Source organism: Herbaspirillum sp. CF444, assembly GCF_000282135.1.
Classification (GTDB): domain Bacteria; phylum Pseudomonadota; class Gammaproteobacteria; order Burkholderiales; family Burkholderiaceae_D; genus Herbaspirillum.
The window spans coordinates 213,284-227,156 of the sequence record NZ_AKJW01000058.1 but is presented as its reverse complement, the minus strand read 5'-3'; the positions used below and the strand labels follow the sequence as shown (position 1 = coordinate 227,156).

Genomic DNA, 13,873 nt, shown 5'->3' with positions numbered 1-13,873 from the left:
GCAATCGACCAGGAGCTGCTAATTACCTAAATCAAAAAAGAGGGGATTCATGTTTTTGCTGTTCATCGCGTTGCCATCCTTGCTCGCCATAGGTTTTTCGTGCATCACTTGGAACAGCCTCAGTCGACCGTGGTTGTTTGTCATTCTCTCGACCGTGATCCTTAATATCATGTATGCCTTGGTGGCACTCTACTATGGGCCTGGCGCAAATACATTTTTGGAGTATAGAGACCCTGCCAGCGTCTCTGGGGACAAGCCACTGCTTGGTGCAGATGCTGTATTCATGATTCAGTGTTCAGTAGCGGCAATTCTTCTACTGCTCGTTGCGTGGTATTTCTTCCGCAAAGCCACTTAGACGAGTCCTGCATAGGCCAATAGACGTCTGCTTCCGGTCAATAACGGTCGTTGTTACCAATTCCCCAAAATGACAGCGGCAAGCGCAATTACGACTTAGCTCGAGAATATGTATAACTTGTTAAACCTGTTTGCTGATGGAGTAGAGTTAGAACTAGCGCTTGCCTTCGCTCTACCTATTATTTACACAGCACTCTCTTTGATCTTCTTTTGGGGGCGAATCAATCACCCTTGGTTTTTTGCGTCTGCATCTTTGATCTTGCTTTTTATTTGCTATAGCCTGGTGATTGGCTGGACTCTTCCTGAGCCTCCGGCAGAGCATCTCCGGATCGTAGAACAACCCCCTCTATTTGGCCCCCTAAGGGTTCCGATGTTGATATTTACTTCGCTCTCGTTACCGATCCTGTATTTTTTAGGAATGTGGTTTCGCAAACCTCGATAGAATGCCCGCAGCAGCACTACAGGAAGAAACAATGCGTCCAACTACCAAGTCAGTGTTCCGTACTATGTCGATGCTTGGGGTCGCTGCCGTTATTGGCGTGACTGGAGCCACATTTACCACCTGCGGCGTAGGGCTCGCCCACGGAACAGGGACGTGGTGTGCTGCCTTGCCCCTGATGTGGTTCATTGGCTTCCCTCTCGCGATAATTGCGGCGCTGATCGTTGGCTTACCGCTTGCACTCTTGTTTTGGAAGTTTCGTCTAACGCGATGGTGGCAGTACGGAATAGCTGGCTTTATCTGCGCCATACCTCTCTGGATCGAGCTTGCTCAACCGTTCACATCTGTTCGTTGGGTACAGTCCGGTTTTTATGATTCTCTGAACTATCTAGGATCAGGGCTCGCAAGCGGACTTGCCTACTGGTGGATATACCGGAAAGTAGGCCTTCGTGACAGCACTGCTGAGATAACTCCAGAATCCAAGCGGCCTGCGTGATCGTCCGCAAAGTGAGCGAAGCTAACGTGATCAGCAAAAAATAGCCCAATTAATTTGGGCTATTTTTTGCGAGTAAAAATCATCCAGTTTTAGCGACTGCATAAAATCACAAAAAAACAGGCCGCTTCGCAAAACAGGGGCGTTGCGAAGCAAAACAAAAAGGCCCACCGAGCGGTGGGCCTTTTAAATACTGGTGCTGGCTGCAGGACTTGAACCCGCCACCCCCTGATTACAAGTCAGGTGCTCTACCAGATGAGCTAAGCCAGCAAAACTGAGAACGAGATTATAGCCTATTTAATTCTGGTTAGTACAGGTCTTCCACCTTTTTTTGGTGGTTCCGGTTCGTTATCGTGGTTTTCTTCGCTGCTGGCTTCAACTTTTCCGGATGCAGGAACGGATGCAAGACCGAGCGTCTGCGTCGGTGCTGCATCCGGCTCATCATCGACGTGCTCGCCGACGGCAAGCACGGCCGGCGCTTCGAATGCCATGCCTTGTCCGTTTTCACGCGCGTAGATGGCGATGACGTTGTCGACCGGGACCGAGATGTCGCGCGAGACGCCGCCGAAACGAGCGCTGAAGCTGATGACGTCGTTGTCCATCTTGAGACCGCTGGTGGCTTCGAAACTGATGTTGAGCACAATCTCGCCGTTCTTGACGAATTGCATGGGCACGCGTGTGCGCGCATCCACCACCACCGCGATGTGCGGCGTATAGCCGTTGTCTGTGCACCATTCGTAAATGGCGCGCAGGAGATAAGGTTTGGTAGATACTTCTGGCATGGAAAAAACCGATCCGGAAAAACGGACCGCCGCGCAATAACGCAGCAATCTTTAAAGCAGTAATCTTAAATGCGTTCGCCGATTGTCCTATTGAGATGGATCAACCGGCGAGACAGGATAATACACAATGCAGCGCGCAGCTTAACGACGCATGACCTTTTCGGAAGGCGTCAGTGCTTCGATGTAGGCAGGACGCGAGAAGATACGCTCGGCGTATTTCATCAGCGGCGCTGCGGTCTTCGACAGTTCGATGCCGTAGTGGTCGAGACGCCAGAGCAACGGCGCCAGCGCGACATCGAGCATGGAGAACTCATCGCCGAGCATGTACTTGTTCTTCAGGAACAGCGGCGCCAGCGTGGTCAGGCGATCGCGGATTTCTGCGCGGGCCTTTTCGTGTGCTTTTTCTGCTGCCTTGGTCTTTTCGTTTTCCAGCGTGTGCACGTGGATGAACAATTCCTTTTCGAAATTGAACAGCATGAGACGTGCGCGCGCGCGCATCAGCGGATCCGCCGGCATCAGCTGCGGATGCGGGAAGCGTTCGTCGATGTATTCGTTGATGATGTTGGATTCGTACAGAACCAGATCGCGCTCGACCAGGATAGGCACCTGACCGTAGGGATTCATGACCGAGATGTCTTCCGGCTTGTTGAACAGATCAACGTCGCGAATTTCAAAGTCCATGCCCTTTTCAAACAGAACGAGGCGGCAACGTTGCGAGAATGGGCAGGTTGTGCCCGAGTAGAGAACCATCATTTTTGTAGTGCCTTAGAAACAAAGGGGGCGAGACGCTGTACGCCTCACCCCGATACGTACGTCCGCAGACTGCGCGGACACAATAAACTTACTTCACTGCCTACTTGACTTCTTTCCAGAAGGAAGCGTTCAGACGCCATGCCAACACCAGGAAGGCGCCCAAGAACAGTAAAACCCAGACGCCGAGGCGCTTACGCGTATTTTGCGCGGGTTCGCCCATCCATTGCAAGTATCCGACCAAATCTGCCACGGCATTGTCGTATTCGACAGCGGTCATCTTGCCTGGTTTCAACTGTTCGAAGCCCACAAATTTGTGAATGGTCTTGCCTTCTTCGTGCGGATCTTTCTCTTCTGCATACTTTGGCGCGCGAATACCTTGCAATTCCCACAACACATGCGGCATGCCGACGTTGGGGAAAACCATGTTATTCCAGCCGGTTGGGCGGCTGTCGTCCTTGTAGTAAGTGCGCAGATAGGTATAGATCCAGTCCGGGCCGCTGCCGGCTTCGGACGCCTTGGCGCGGGCAATCACCGACAAATCGGGCGGAACGGTGCCGAACCATGCCTTGGCGTCTTGCGGCAACATGGTGTTTTTCATCAGATCGCCGACTTTTTCGCCGGTGAACAGCAAGTTGTTCTTGATCTGATCTTCGGATAAACCGATATCGCGCAGGCGGTTGTAACGCATGGCTGATGCCGAGTGGCAATTCAGGCAATAGTTGACGAACAGCTTGGCGCCATTTTGCAGGGCCGAGACGTCGGTCGTGCGGTCTGGCGCCGTATCCAGCGGATACCCGCCTTCATTGGCGTAAGCCAGCGCAGGCAGCAGCACGAGAGTCGAGATCAGTCTTTTCAGCAATGTCATTTTTATCCTCTTGGCTGGCTTAGTGCGGATGATAAGTAACGCGGTCAGGAACTTGCTTGAACTGTCCTGCAGCACTCCACCATGGCATCAGCAAGAAGAAACCGAAGTAAATGAAAGTACATACTTGACTTACGGTCTGGGCAATGTCGTTCAGGATGATATGTTCACCCACGCGCAATGCGCCCCAGACGCCTGGCGGCTTGACGCCGAGGTAACCCAGCACCAGGAAGGCAATCGCAAACACGATGTAGATGTATTTGTGCCAGCTCGGGCGATAGCGGATCGACTTCACCTGCGAGTGATCCAGCCAGGGCAGGCCGCCGAGGATCATGACGGACACGCCCATGAGCACGACACCGAAGAACTTCGCATCGAAAATCGCCATGCCGGCAATGATGGCCACGCCGATGACGATCGCCGCCACCTTGAAGATCGCGCTGCGATTGGATTTCACCAGCAGCAGCGCAACGTAGGCCGCAATACCGGCCATCAGGTACACCATGAAATCCGATGTCGTCGCACGCAGGATCGAGTAGAACGGCGTGAAGTACCAGACCGGTGCGATGTGCGGCGGCGTCTTCAGCGAATCGGCAGGGATGAAGTTGTTGTATTCGAGGAAGTAGCCACCCATTTCCGGCGCGAAGAACACGACGGCGGTGAATACGATCAGGAATACGGCAACCGCCATCACGTCATGCACGGAGTAGTAAGGATGGAAAGGCACGCCGTCCAGCGGCACGCCCTTGTCGTCCAGCTTTTCCTTGATCTCGACGCCGTCCGGGTTGTTCGAACCGACTTCGTGCAGCGCGACGATGTGCGCCACCACCAGGCCGATCAGCACCAGCGGAATCGCGATCACGTGGAACGAAAAGAAGCGGTTCAGCGTGGCGTCGGAGACGACGTAGTCGCCGCGGATCCACAGCGACAGGTCAGGGCCGATGAAAGGGATTGCGCCGAACAGGTTGACGATCACCTGTGCGCCCCAGTACGACATCTGGCCCCATGGCAGCAGGTAACCCATGAAGGCTTCGCCCATCAGGCACAGGAAGATGGCGACGCCGAACAGCCAGACCAGCTCGCGCGGTTTGCGATACGAGCCGTACAGCAGGCCGCGCACCATGTGCAGGTAGACCACGATGAAGAATGCCGACGCGCCGGTGGAATGCATGTAACGCACCAGCCAACCCCAGGGGACGTCGCGCATGATGTATTCGACCGAAGCGAATGCCAGATTCGCGTCAGGCTTGTAGTGCATCACCAGGAAGATCCCGGTCACGATCTGGATGACCAGCACCAGCAGCGCCAGCGAACCGAAGGCGTACCAGAAATTGAAATTCTTGGGAGCGTAGTACTCGGAAAGATGCGCTTTCCAAGTGGAAGTCAGCGGGAAACGGGCGTCGACCCAGTTCAATGCTTTAGCGGATACAGGTGCGTCTTTCGGCAATTGTTTTTCTTGGAATGCGGCCATGATTACGCCTCGCCTTTCTCATCTTTGCCGATGACCAGTTTCGTGTCGCCGTCAAACATGTACCGTGGAACCTGGAGGTTGTCTGGGGACGGTTTGTTTTTGTAGACCCGGCCCGCCAGGTCGAACGTCGATCCGTGGCACGGACAGAGGAAACCGCCCTGCCAGTCGTCCGGCAGCGACGGCTGCGCGCCGGTCTGGAACTTCGAGCTCGGCGAACATCCCAGATGCGGACAGATGCCCACGACCACCAGCACGTCCTTCTTGATCGAACGCCATTCGTTCAGCGCGTATTCAGGAGTGGTGGAAAATTCGGTGCGCTTGGATTGCGGATCGGCGACCTGTGCGTCGACTTTTTTCAGCGACTCCACCATTTCCGGCGTACGCTTGAGAATCCACACCGGCTTGCCGCGCCATTCGACGGTTTTCATTTCGCCCGGCGCCAAGGTGGAAATATCCACTTCGACCGGCGCGCCTGCTGCCTTGGCGCGTTCCGATGGTTGAAAAGTGGAAACAAATGCTCCTGCTGTAGCCAGTCCTGCCACGCCACCCGCCGCGCAAGTCGCGACGAGCAAACCTCGCCGACTGGAGTCGACCTGTTTTTCGTTACTCATACCAACCCCAATTAGTGAAAATACGAAAACTCAACGGAACTTCCAGCAACCTTAGATTATAACTAACCTGAAGTGCCTTTTAAAGCGAATAACAATTCGGGAAATGCGATTTATGGAACTTTTTTAATATTTCAAGTACTTCCATAGAAATGTCTCTGCTTTTTGTATTGTGCAATAAATTGCCAGCAATTTACTTTTTAATCGAAGCACGATATAACCGACTGCGTCGTTTTGCAACAATTTATAGGAGAAAAAGATGGGCATGATGCAAGAATTTCGTACTTTCGCGCTCAAGGGCAACGTAGTCGACCTCGCAGTCGGTGTAATTATCGGCGGCGCCTTCGGCAAAATTGTCGAATCGCTGGTGCAGGACATCATCATGCCGGTGGTCGGAAAGATTTTCGGCGGACTGGATTTTGCCAACTACTATCTGCCGCTCAACGGCCAGAGCGCCCAATTGACGCTGGTGGAAGCTAAAAAAGCCGGCGCGGTGTTCGCTTACGGTAATTTCCTGACCATCCTGATCAACTTCCTGATCCTGGCTTTCATCATTTTCCAGATGGTCCGCATGATCAACAAGGCGCGCGACCTGGCCTCGCATCAAGCGGAAGAAGCGCCTGCCGCCCCCGCCGCGCCACCGGAAGACATCGTGCTGTTGCGCGAAATCCGCGATTCGCTCAGAAAATAAACAAGCCGTGCAAAAGGCCCGCTCGATGCGGGCTTTTTGCCATTGCGGGGTTGATCGCTTGCTTCAGGCCGGATTGTCGATATCGATGAACTGATGACGGATGCCGAAATGATCGGCAAGATGCGCGCCCAGCGCCTGCACGCCGTAGCGCTCGGTGGCATGGTGACCGGCGGCGATGTAGGCCACGCCGGTTTCGCGCGCCAGATGCACGGTCTGCTCGGAGATTTCGCCGCTGATGTAAACCGAGGCGCCGGCGGCGATCGCGTCGCCGAGAAACCCTTGTGCCCCGCCGGTGCACCAGCCGACTTTGCCGATCGCTTGATCCGGATCCCCGATCAGCAATGGCTGGCGACCGAGGCGACGCTCAATCAGACGCGCGAGGTCGCCGACGGTGGCGACATTGGCTTCTGCCTGCACGCTACCCAACCAGCCCAGCTTGTCGTCGCAGAAGCGCTCCTCGCCGACCAGGCTCAGTTGCCGCGCCAGCTGCGCGTTGTTGCCAAGCTCGGGATGACCATCGAGCGGCAAGTGATAGGCGAACAGGTTGATGTCATGCGTCAGCAGCGCCTTGAGGCGCTTTTGCCTGGTGCCGATCACGCGCGCATCCTCGCCGCGCCAGAAATAGCCGTGATGCACCAGGATGGCGTCGGCCTTCAGCTCCACCGCCGCTTCGATCAGCGCCTGGCTCGCCGTCACGCCGCTGACGACCAGGCCGATCTCGGCGCGCCCTTCCACCTGTAGCCCATTTGGGCAATAATCGCGGTATTGTGTGATATTCAGCGTTTGCGCCAGGTATTTGGCAAGTTCATCCCTATTTGCTGTGCGCAGGGTCATCTTTCATCCTCATCTTTATTTCAATATGCGACGTTTTTGGCTGTTGTTTGCGCAAACCGTAACTGTCGGTTTGGCGGTTTGGTTCATTGTAGCTACCTTGAAGCCGGATTGGGCCAGCGGAACCTTGAGTTCCCGCGTCCGTCCCGCTGCTTCCTCGGTCCAGATGCAGGAAGCCGCTCCCGGTGCGCCGACGCCAAATTCCTATCGCGATGCTGCGCGCCAGGCGATGCCGTCGGTGGTCAACATCTTCACCACGACGGAAGCGCGCCCGCAAAAAAATCCGTTCATGGATGATCCGTTCTTCAAGAAATTCTTCGGCGACCAGTTCGAGGATCAACAGGACGACAAACAATCCAGCCTCGGCTCCGGCGTCATCGTCAGTCCGCAAGGCTACATCCTGACCAACAACCACGTAGTCGAAGCCGCCGACGAAATCGAAGTGGCGCTGGCAGACGGCCGCAAGGCATCCGCCAAAGTGGTCGGCACCGATCCGGAAACCGACCTTGCCGTGATCAAGATCGATTTGCCGAACCTCCCGGCCATCACGCTGGCGCACGTCGAGCAAGCCACCGTCGGCGACATCGTGCTGGCCATCGGCAATCCCTTCGGCGTCGGCCAGACCGTGACCATGGGCATCATCTCGGCGCTGGGCCGCAATCACCTCGGCATCAACACCTTCGAAAACTTCATCCAGACCGATGCGGCGATCAACCCGGGCAACTCCGGCGGTGCGCTGGTCGACACCAACGGCAACCTGCTGGGCATCAACACCGCGATCTATTCGCGCACCGGCGGCAACCTCGGCATCGGCTTCGCCATCCCGGTCTCGACCGCCAAGAACGTAATGGAAGCCATCATCAGCCACGGCCAGGTGGTGCGCGGCTGGATCGGCGTCGAACCCCAGGACATCACGCCCGAACTGGCGGAAAGCTTCGGCCTGACCAAGAAGACCGGCGCCATCATCGCCGGCGTGCTCAAGAACGGCCCTGCCGACAAGGCCGGCATGAAGCCGGGCGACATCCTCATCAGCGTCGAGGGCAAGCCGGTCAGCGACACGACGGAAATGCTGAACCTGATCGCGCAGCTGACCCCGGGCGCAAAAGCCAAGATGACCGTGCTGCGCAAGGCGCAGGAAACCACGCTGGAAATCGTCGTCGGCAAACGTCCGCCGCCGAAGCGCGAAGAGCGCGAATAATCAAGACGAACACAACGAACAGACACAAGAAAGCAAGCGTATGCACATCCGCGACCTGACCCAATATCTCGCCGAGCTGTCGGAGAACAACAACCGCGCCTGGTTCGTCATGAACAAGCCGCGTTACGACATCCTGCGCGCCGAGTTCCTGGAACTGGTGACCAAACTGATCGCCGACATCAGCAAATTCGATCCCATCCTCGCCAGCTGCAATCCCAAGAAAGCGCTGTTCCGCATCAACCGCGACATGCGCTTCTCGCACGACAAGAGCCCGTACAAGACGCACTTCTCCGCGTCGCTGACCGCCAGCGGCCTGAAGAAACCGAGCTCGGGCGGCGGCCCGGCTTATTACTTCCACATCGATGCCGATGGCCAGTTGCTGATCGCCGGCGGCGAATACATGCCGCCATCGGATCGCCTGCGCGCCATCCGCCAGCAAGTCATCGCCGATGCCGCCGGTTTCAGCAAGGTGATCAAGACCAAGTCCATCAAGGACAACTACGGCGGTTTGCAGGAAGAAGGCAAACTGACGCGTCCGCCTAAAGGCTTCGACGCCGACAGCCCGCATATCGAATACGTGAAACTGAAAAATTTCATCGTCTGGAAAGAAAGCAGCATCAAGAAAAAGATTCCGGCCGATCTCGGCAAGGAAGTGCTGGCTGGTTTCAAGGACGCTTATCCGCTGGTGCACTGGCTGCGCCAGATTCCATTGGTTGTGCCGGAATAACTTCCGCTTAACTTCCTCCACTGCACCAACAAAAAAGCCACTGCATGCAGTGGCTTTTTATTTGAGTCGCGGTCCGGATCAGCCGCCTACGGCGTCTTCGCGTTCTTCCGGCGCGCGTGTCGCCTTCTCGAAGATCGGCGCCACCAACAGGCCGATTTCATACAGCAGGCACAATGGCACGGCCAGCATCAGCTGACTCATGATGTCCGGCGGCGTCACCACGGCGGCGACCACGAACGCGCCGACCACGACGTAAGGACGGATCTGCTTGAGCTTGGCCAGCGGCACCAGGCCCATGCGCACCAGCACGATCACGATGATCGGCACTTCGAAGGTGATGCCGAACGCCAGGAACATGGTCAGCACGAAGTCGACGTAGCTGTCGATATCCGGCGCCACCGACACCGACTTCGGCGCGAAGTTGTTGATGAACGGGAACACCACGCCGAACACGAAGAAATAGCAGAACGCCACGCCGGTGATGAACAGTATCGACGACGAAATCACCAGCGGTGCGACCAGGCGCTTTTCGTGCGTGTACAGACCCGGCGCGACGAATGCCCACATCTGGTACAGCACCCACGGCAAGGCGATGATGAAGGCCATCAGCATGGTGACCTTGACCGGAATCAGGAACGGCGTGATCACGCCGGTCGCGATCATCTTGCTGCCGGCCGGCAGCGCGTGGATCATCGGCGCGGCCAGCAGATCGAAGATATGCGCAGCCCACGGCATCATGCACAGGAAGATGATGAGCACGGCAGCCGAGGACTTGACCACGCGGCTGCGCAATTCGATCAGATGCGAGATGAAGGTATCTTCGCTACCTGACGTTTTCTGTTCTTCGGCCATGGGATTACTGCAGGAGTGGGATGGAAAACAAGTCCATCGGGATTAGAAAAAGCCGGCGGATTTGCCGGCGCCGATCGGACGATATTTGGCCACGCGCGCTGCTGCAGAAATGACGCGGGTGCGGCGGCCGCTTTGGTTCTTGTACCACGACGGCACGGCCGAGGTGCGCGCCAGCTTCTTCTTGCGGAAATTCTTGGCCTTGATGGTCAGCGCTTCCGGACTTGGCGTGCTGCTCCAGCTGGTGCTGCTACCCGAGTTGCTGTCGTTCCAGGCCTCATTGATGGAATTCTCGGCATCGGCGACGCTCTTGGAAATGCTGCTGTGGACGTCGCTTGCCGCTTCTTCGACATCCTTTTGCATCTTGCGCAATTCCTCCAGCTCGATTTCGCGGCTGACCTCGGTCTTGACCTCGTTGATGTAACGCTGCGCGCGACCGAACAGCGAACCGGCCATGCGCGCGACCTTGGGCAGACGCTCGGGGCCGATCACGACCAGCGCGACGACGCCGATTAAAGCCAGCTTGGAAAGACCGATATCAATCATTGCGAGGGTGGATAGCTGAAATAAGCGAAAGTGAGTGCCACGGACCTGGAAACAAAAGCGCAGCAGAACAAGTGCTGCGCCGGGGCATCAGGAACAACGATAGCCCGCGCGACCCGGAAGGCGGCGCGGGTGTCGACGACATGTATTAGCTGCCGGATTTTTCTTTGTCTTTGGCTTGCACGTCGATGGTGGTCTGATCCTTGGCGACAGGCTTCTCTTCTTCGCCCTTGACGCCATCCTTGAAGCCCTTGACGGCCTTGCCCAGGTCGGAACCCATGTTGCCCAGCTTCTTCGTGCCGAAAACGACCATGACGATAACCAGAACGATCAACCAATGCCAGATACTGAACGAACCCATTTTTCTCTCCTAAGCGGACACGCGTGCCCTGTATTCAAATAAATCTTTATTGCAATATTCTTGCCAGGGGCGCCACCGGATTGCCGGTTTATCCCTGCAGCACGGACTTGGCCCGCCACGGATGCGCGCCACCGATCACATGCATATGGAGATGGTACACCTCTTGGCCGCCGTCAGGGCCCGTATTGAAAAGCGTCTTGAAACCGCCGGTCTTGTCGCCGGTCGCGTCAAGCTGGTAACCGCATCCCTGTTCCTGCGCCAGTTTTGGCGCCAACAAGGCCATTTTACCCAATAGCGCAGCATGTTTCTCCGCGCAATCGGCCAACGTGGCGACGTGTTCTTTGGGAACAATCAGGAAGTGCACCGGCGCGGCCGGGTTGATGTCGTGGAAAGCGATGACGTCATCGTCTTCATAAATCATCTTCGACGGAATCTGCTTGGCGGCGATCTTGCAAAAAATACAGTTATCCAAAGCTGCTTCTCCTCGGTGTCTCGATAAATGGGCGCCTGCGCCGGTTATTGTTTTCTTTATGCGTCGGCGGGACGATTTGCTTTTTCTTCCAGCCCCGACAAACCTTCGCGCCGCGCCAGTTCGTTCAGCACGTCCTGCGGCTTGAGATCGAATTGCGCCAGCATGACCATGGAATGGAACCACAGGTCGGCGCATTCGTAGAGCACCTTGGAGGAGTCGCCGCTCACGCGCGCATCCTTGGCGGCCATGATGGTTTCAGCCGCTTCTTCGCCGATCTTTTTCAGGATCGCGTCGTCGCCCTTGGAAAACAGCTTGGCGACGTAGGACTTTTCGGGATTGCCGCCGTTGGCCAGCTTGCGCGATTCGATGACTTCGGCCAGACGGCGCAGTGTTTCACTCATGGCTCGACCTTGGGTGTGGCTTTGGGAGTTGCTTTGCGCGTGCGCTTCGGCTTTTCCTTTTCCAGCGCCGCTGCTTCGTTGTCTTTCAGGACCGGCTCGACGGTCTGCCATTCGCCGGTCTCGGCGTTGCCTTCGAATTTCTGGAAGAAGCAGGAATGGCGGCCGGTGTGGCAGGCAATGCCGGCCACCTGCTCGACCTTCAGCAAAACCACGTCTTCGTCGCAGTCGAGGCGGATTTCATGGACCTTCTGGAAGTGGCCGGACTCTTCGCCCTTGTGCCACAGCTTCTTGCGCGAGCGGCTCCAGTACACTGCTTCACCGGATTGCACGGTCTTGGCCAGCGCTTCGCGATTCATCCAGGCAAACATCAGCACGTCGTTGGAGCCGACTTCCTGGGCAATCACCGGCACCAGTCCGACTTCGTCCCACTTCACCTTGTTCAGCCATTTTGCACTGATGCTCATGCCAGCCTCATAGGAATATTTTGATCGGCCATAAAACGTTTCGCCTCTTGCACGGTGTGTTGGCCGTAGTGGAAGATGCTCGCCGCCAGCACGGCATCCGCCTTGCCTTGTTTGATGCCGTCGGCAAGATCCTGCAAGCCGCCGACGCCGCCGGATGCAATCACAGGGATCGCCACCGCCTCGGACACCGCGCGCGTGAGCGCCAGGTCGAATCCGCTGCGCGTACCGTCGCGGTCCATGCTGGTCAGCAGAATTTCGCCGGCGCCGAGTTGCGCCATCTTGCGTGCCCACTCCACCGCATCCAGCCCGGTGGCGTTGCGGCCGCCGTGGGTGAAGACTTCCCACTTGCCTTCGCCGGTACGTTTGGCGTCGATGGCGACGACGATGCACTGAGAACCGTATTTGCTCGCGGCGTCCGCCACCAGTTGCGGATTGGTCACGGCCGAGGTGTTGATGCCGACTTTATCGGCGCCGGCATTGAGCAAGCGGCGCACGTCGTCGACTGCGCGCACGCCGCCGCCGACCGTCAGTGGAATGAAAACCTGCGACGCCACCGCTTCGATGATGTCGAGGATCAGGCCGCGGCCGTCCGACGAGGCGGTGATGTCGAGGAAGGTGATCTCGTCCGCGCCCTGTTCATCATAGCGGCGCGCAATCTCAACCGGGTCCCCGGCGTCGCGCAGCTCGACGAAATTGACGCCTTTGACAACCCGTCCGGCCGTCACGTCGAGACAGGGAATGATGCGTTTTGCGAGTGTCATGATTGTTCGCTGTCGGACCCTTCGGACGCCGGTGATGCCTCTTCCGTCAATTCATCGGCGCGATCCTGCGCCGAGCTCAGGTCCAGCGTGCCTTCGTAAATCGAACGGCCGCAAATGACGGCTTCGATGCCTTCGTCCTGCACGCCGCACAGGGCTTCGACGTCCTTGATGCTGTGCACGCCGCCGGAGGCGATGATCGGGATCGACACGGCCTGCGCCAGGCGCACGGTCGCTTCGATATTGACGCCGCCCATCATGCCGTCGCGGCCGATGTCGGTGTAGACGATGGCTTCGCAGCCGTAGCCTTCGAATTTCTGTGCGAGGTCGACCACTTCATGGCCGGACAGCTTGCTCCAGCCGTCGGTGGCGACCTTGCCGTCCTTGGCGTCGAGACCGACGATGATCTGCCCCGGAAACGCGCTGCAGGCGTCGTGCAAGAAGCCGGGGTTCTTCACCGCAGCGGTGCCGATGATGATGTAGGACAGGCCGTCGTCGAGGTAGCGCTCGATGGTGTCGAGATCGCGGATGCCGCCGCCCAGCTGCACGGGGATTTCTTCGACGTCGTTGGCAACGGCGAAATCGCGCACCGCCTTGAGGATGGCTTTGACGGCGGATTCGTTCTTCGGCTTGCCGGCGAAGGCGCCGTTCAGATCAACCAGATGCAGACGACGGGCGCCTTGCGCGAGCCAGTGCCGCGCCATTTCGGCGGGGTCTTGGGAGAATACGGTGGCTTGGTCCATATCGCCTTGCTTCAGGCGAACGCAATGACCGTCTTTCAGGTCGATGGCAGGTATCAGCAGCATGGCTACGGTA

18 protein-coding genes and 1 tRNA gene are annotated in these 13,873 nt (G+C 57.2%); 4 read left to right on the top strand and 15 right to left on the bottom strand.

What is annotated here, in order from left to right:
- Nucleotides 1–49: 49 nt before the first annotated feature.
- Nucleotides 50–355, top strand: coding sequence for a hypothetical protein (locus tag PMI16_RS11615; protein WP_007879670.1), 306 nt, complete (start codon nt 50–52; stop codon nt 353–355).
- Nucleotides 356–1,480: 1,125 nt separating this feature from the next.
- Here the strand turns inward: PMI16_RS11615 and PMI16_RS11605 are convergent.
- The 6 genes from PMI16_RS11605 to petA form a co-directional block, all read right to left on the bottom strand.
- A tRNA-Thr gene (locus tag PMI16_RS11605) sits at nt 1,481–1,556 on the bottom strand.
- Between the two features lie 23 nt (nt 1,557–1,579).
- Nucleotides 1,580–2,068 (bottom strand): ClpXP protease specificity-enhancing factor, encoded by a 489-nt coding sequence (locus PMI16_RS11600; RefSeq protein WP_007879669.1) that lies wholly within the window; start codon nt 2,066–2,068, stop codon nt 1,580–1,582.
- A gap of 141 nt (nt 2,069–2,209) precedes the next feature.
- On the bottom strand, nt 2,210–2,821 hold the full coding sequence (locus PMI16_RS11595; protein WP_007879667.1) for a glutathione S-transferase N-terminal domain-containing protein: 612 nt from the start codon (nt 2,819–2,821) through the stop codon (nt 2,210–2,212).
- A gap of 100 nt (nt 2,822–2,921) precedes the next feature.
- Nucleotides 2,922–3,686: a cytochrome c1 gene (locus PMI16_RS11590; RefSeq protein ID WP_007879664.1), complete on the bottom strand. Its 765-nt coding sequence runs from the start codon at nt 3,684–3,686 to the stop codon at nt 2,922–2,924.
- 19 nt (nt 3,687–3,705) lie between these two features.
- A complete protein-coding gene (locus tag PMI16_RS11585) occupies nt 3,706–5,154 on the bottom strand; it encodes a cytochrome b (RefSeq protein WP_007879663.1) in 1,449 nt (482 codons plus the stop codon).
- Nucleotides 5,155–5,156: 2 nt separating this feature from the next.
- On the bottom strand, nt 5,157–5,765 hold the full coding sequence (gene petA / locus PMI16_RS11580; protein WP_007879662.1) for a ubiquinol-cytochrome c reductase iron-sulfur subunit: 609 nt from the start codon (nt 5,763–5,765) through the stop codon (nt 5,157–5,159).
- Nucleotides 5,766–6,021: 256 nt separating this feature from the next.
- On the opposite strand from petA, the gene mscL reads away from it, so the two are divergent.
- Nucleotides 6,022–6,453, top strand: a complete 432-nt coding sequence (mscL, locus tag PMI16_RS11575) for a large conductance mechanosensitive channel protein MscL (protein ID WP_007879656.1) — start codon at nt 6,022–6,024, stop codon at nt 6,451–6,453.
- 63 nt (nt 6,454–6,516) lie between these two features.
- Here the strand turns inward: mscL and PMI16_RS11570 are convergent, their stop codons facing one another.
- Complete coding sequence (locus PMI16_RS11570; RefSeq protein ID WP_007879654.1) at nt 6,517–7,287, bottom strand: Nif3-like dinuclear metal center hexameric protein; 771 nt, start codon at nt 7,285–7,287, stop codon at nt 6,517–6,519.
- A 25-nt stretch (nt 7,288–7,312) separates the two neighbouring features.
- On the opposite strand from PMI16_RS11570, the gene PMI16_RS11565 reads away from it, so the two are divergent.
- Both PMI16_RS11565 and PMI16_RS11560 read left to right on the top strand, forming a co-directional pair.
- Nucleotides 7,313–8,482, top strand: coding sequence for a Do family serine endopeptidase (locus tag PMI16_RS11565; protein WP_007879652.1), 1,170 nt, complete (start codon nt 7,313–7,315; stop codon nt 8,480–8,482).
- 40 nt (nt 8,483–8,522) lie between these two features.
- Nucleotides 8,523–9,209, top strand: coding sequence for a DUF2461 domain-containing protein (locus PMI16_RS11560; protein WP_007879651.1), 687 nt, complete (start codon nt 8,523–8,525; stop codon nt 9,207–9,209).
- 78 nt (nt 9,210–9,287) lie between these two features.
- Here the strand turns inward: PMI16_RS11560 and tatC are convergent, their stop codons facing one another.
- The 8 genes from tatC to hisA all read right to left on the bottom strand — a co-directional run bounded on the left by tatC (nt 9,288) and on the right by hisA (nt 13,863).
- Nucleotides 9,288–10,061 carry a twin-arginine translocase subunit TatC gene (gene tatC / locus PMI16_RS11555; protein ID WP_007879649.1) on the bottom strand — a complete coding sequence of 258 codons (774 nt, stop codon included), beginning with the start codon at nt 10,059–10,061 and terminating at the stop codon, nt 9,288–9,290.
- A 42-nt stretch (nt 10,062–10,103) separates the two neighbouring features.
- Entirely contained in the window at nt 10,104–10,604 is a 501-nt protein-coding gene (gene tatB / locus PMI16_RS11550) for a Sec-independent protein translocase protein TatB (protein WP_007879648.1), read from the bottom strand.
- 145 nt (nt 10,605–10,749) lie between these two features.
- Complete coding sequence (gene tatA / locus PMI16_RS11545; RefSeq protein WP_007879646.1) at nt 10,750–10,962, bottom strand: Sec-independent protein translocase subunit TatA; 213 nt, start codon at nt 10,960–10,962, stop codon at nt 10,750–10,752.
- A gap of 88 nt (nt 10,963–11,050) precedes the next feature.
- The gene (locus PMI16_RS11540; protein ID WP_007879645.1) at nt 11,051–11,434 is read right to left on the bottom strand and encodes a histidine triad nucleotide-binding protein; all 384 of its coding nucleotides are present in this window, start codon (nt 11,432–11,434) and stop codon (nt 11,051–11,053) included.
- Between the two features lie 56 nt (nt 11,435–11,490).
- Nucleotides 11,491–11,835: a phosphoribosyl-ATP diphosphatase gene (locus tag PMI16_RS11535; protein ID WP_007879644.1), complete on the bottom strand. Its 345-nt coding sequence runs from the start codon at nt 11,833–11,835 to the stop codon at nt 11,491–11,493.
- Nucleotides 11,832–12,299 (bottom strand): phosphoribosyl-AMP cyclohydrolase, encoded by a 468-nt coding sequence (hisI, locus tag PMI16_RS11530; RefSeq protein ID WP_007879643.1) that lies wholly within the window; start codon nt 12,297–12,299, stop codon nt 11,832–11,834. Before hisI ends, PMI16_RS11535 begins: the two co-directional genes overlap by 4 nt.
- Nucleotides 12,296–13,060: an imidazole glycerol phosphate synthase subunit HisF gene (gene hisF, locus PMI16_RS11525; RefSeq protein WP_007879641.1), complete on the bottom strand. Its 765-nt coding sequence runs from the start codon at nt 13,058–13,060 to the stop codon at nt 12,296–12,298. Before hisF ends, hisI begins: the two co-directional genes overlap by 4 nt.
- Nucleotides 13,057–13,863 (bottom strand): 1-(5-phosphoribosyl)-5-[(5-phosphoribosylamino)methylideneamino]imidazole-4-carboxamide isomerase, encoded by an 807-nt coding sequence (gene hisA / locus PMI16_RS11520; protein WP_007879640.1) that lies wholly within the window; start codon nt 13,861–13,863, stop codon nt 13,057–13,059. Before hisA ends, hisF begins: the two co-directional genes overlap by 4 nt.
- Nucleotides 13,864–13,873: the final 10 nt, after the last annotated feature.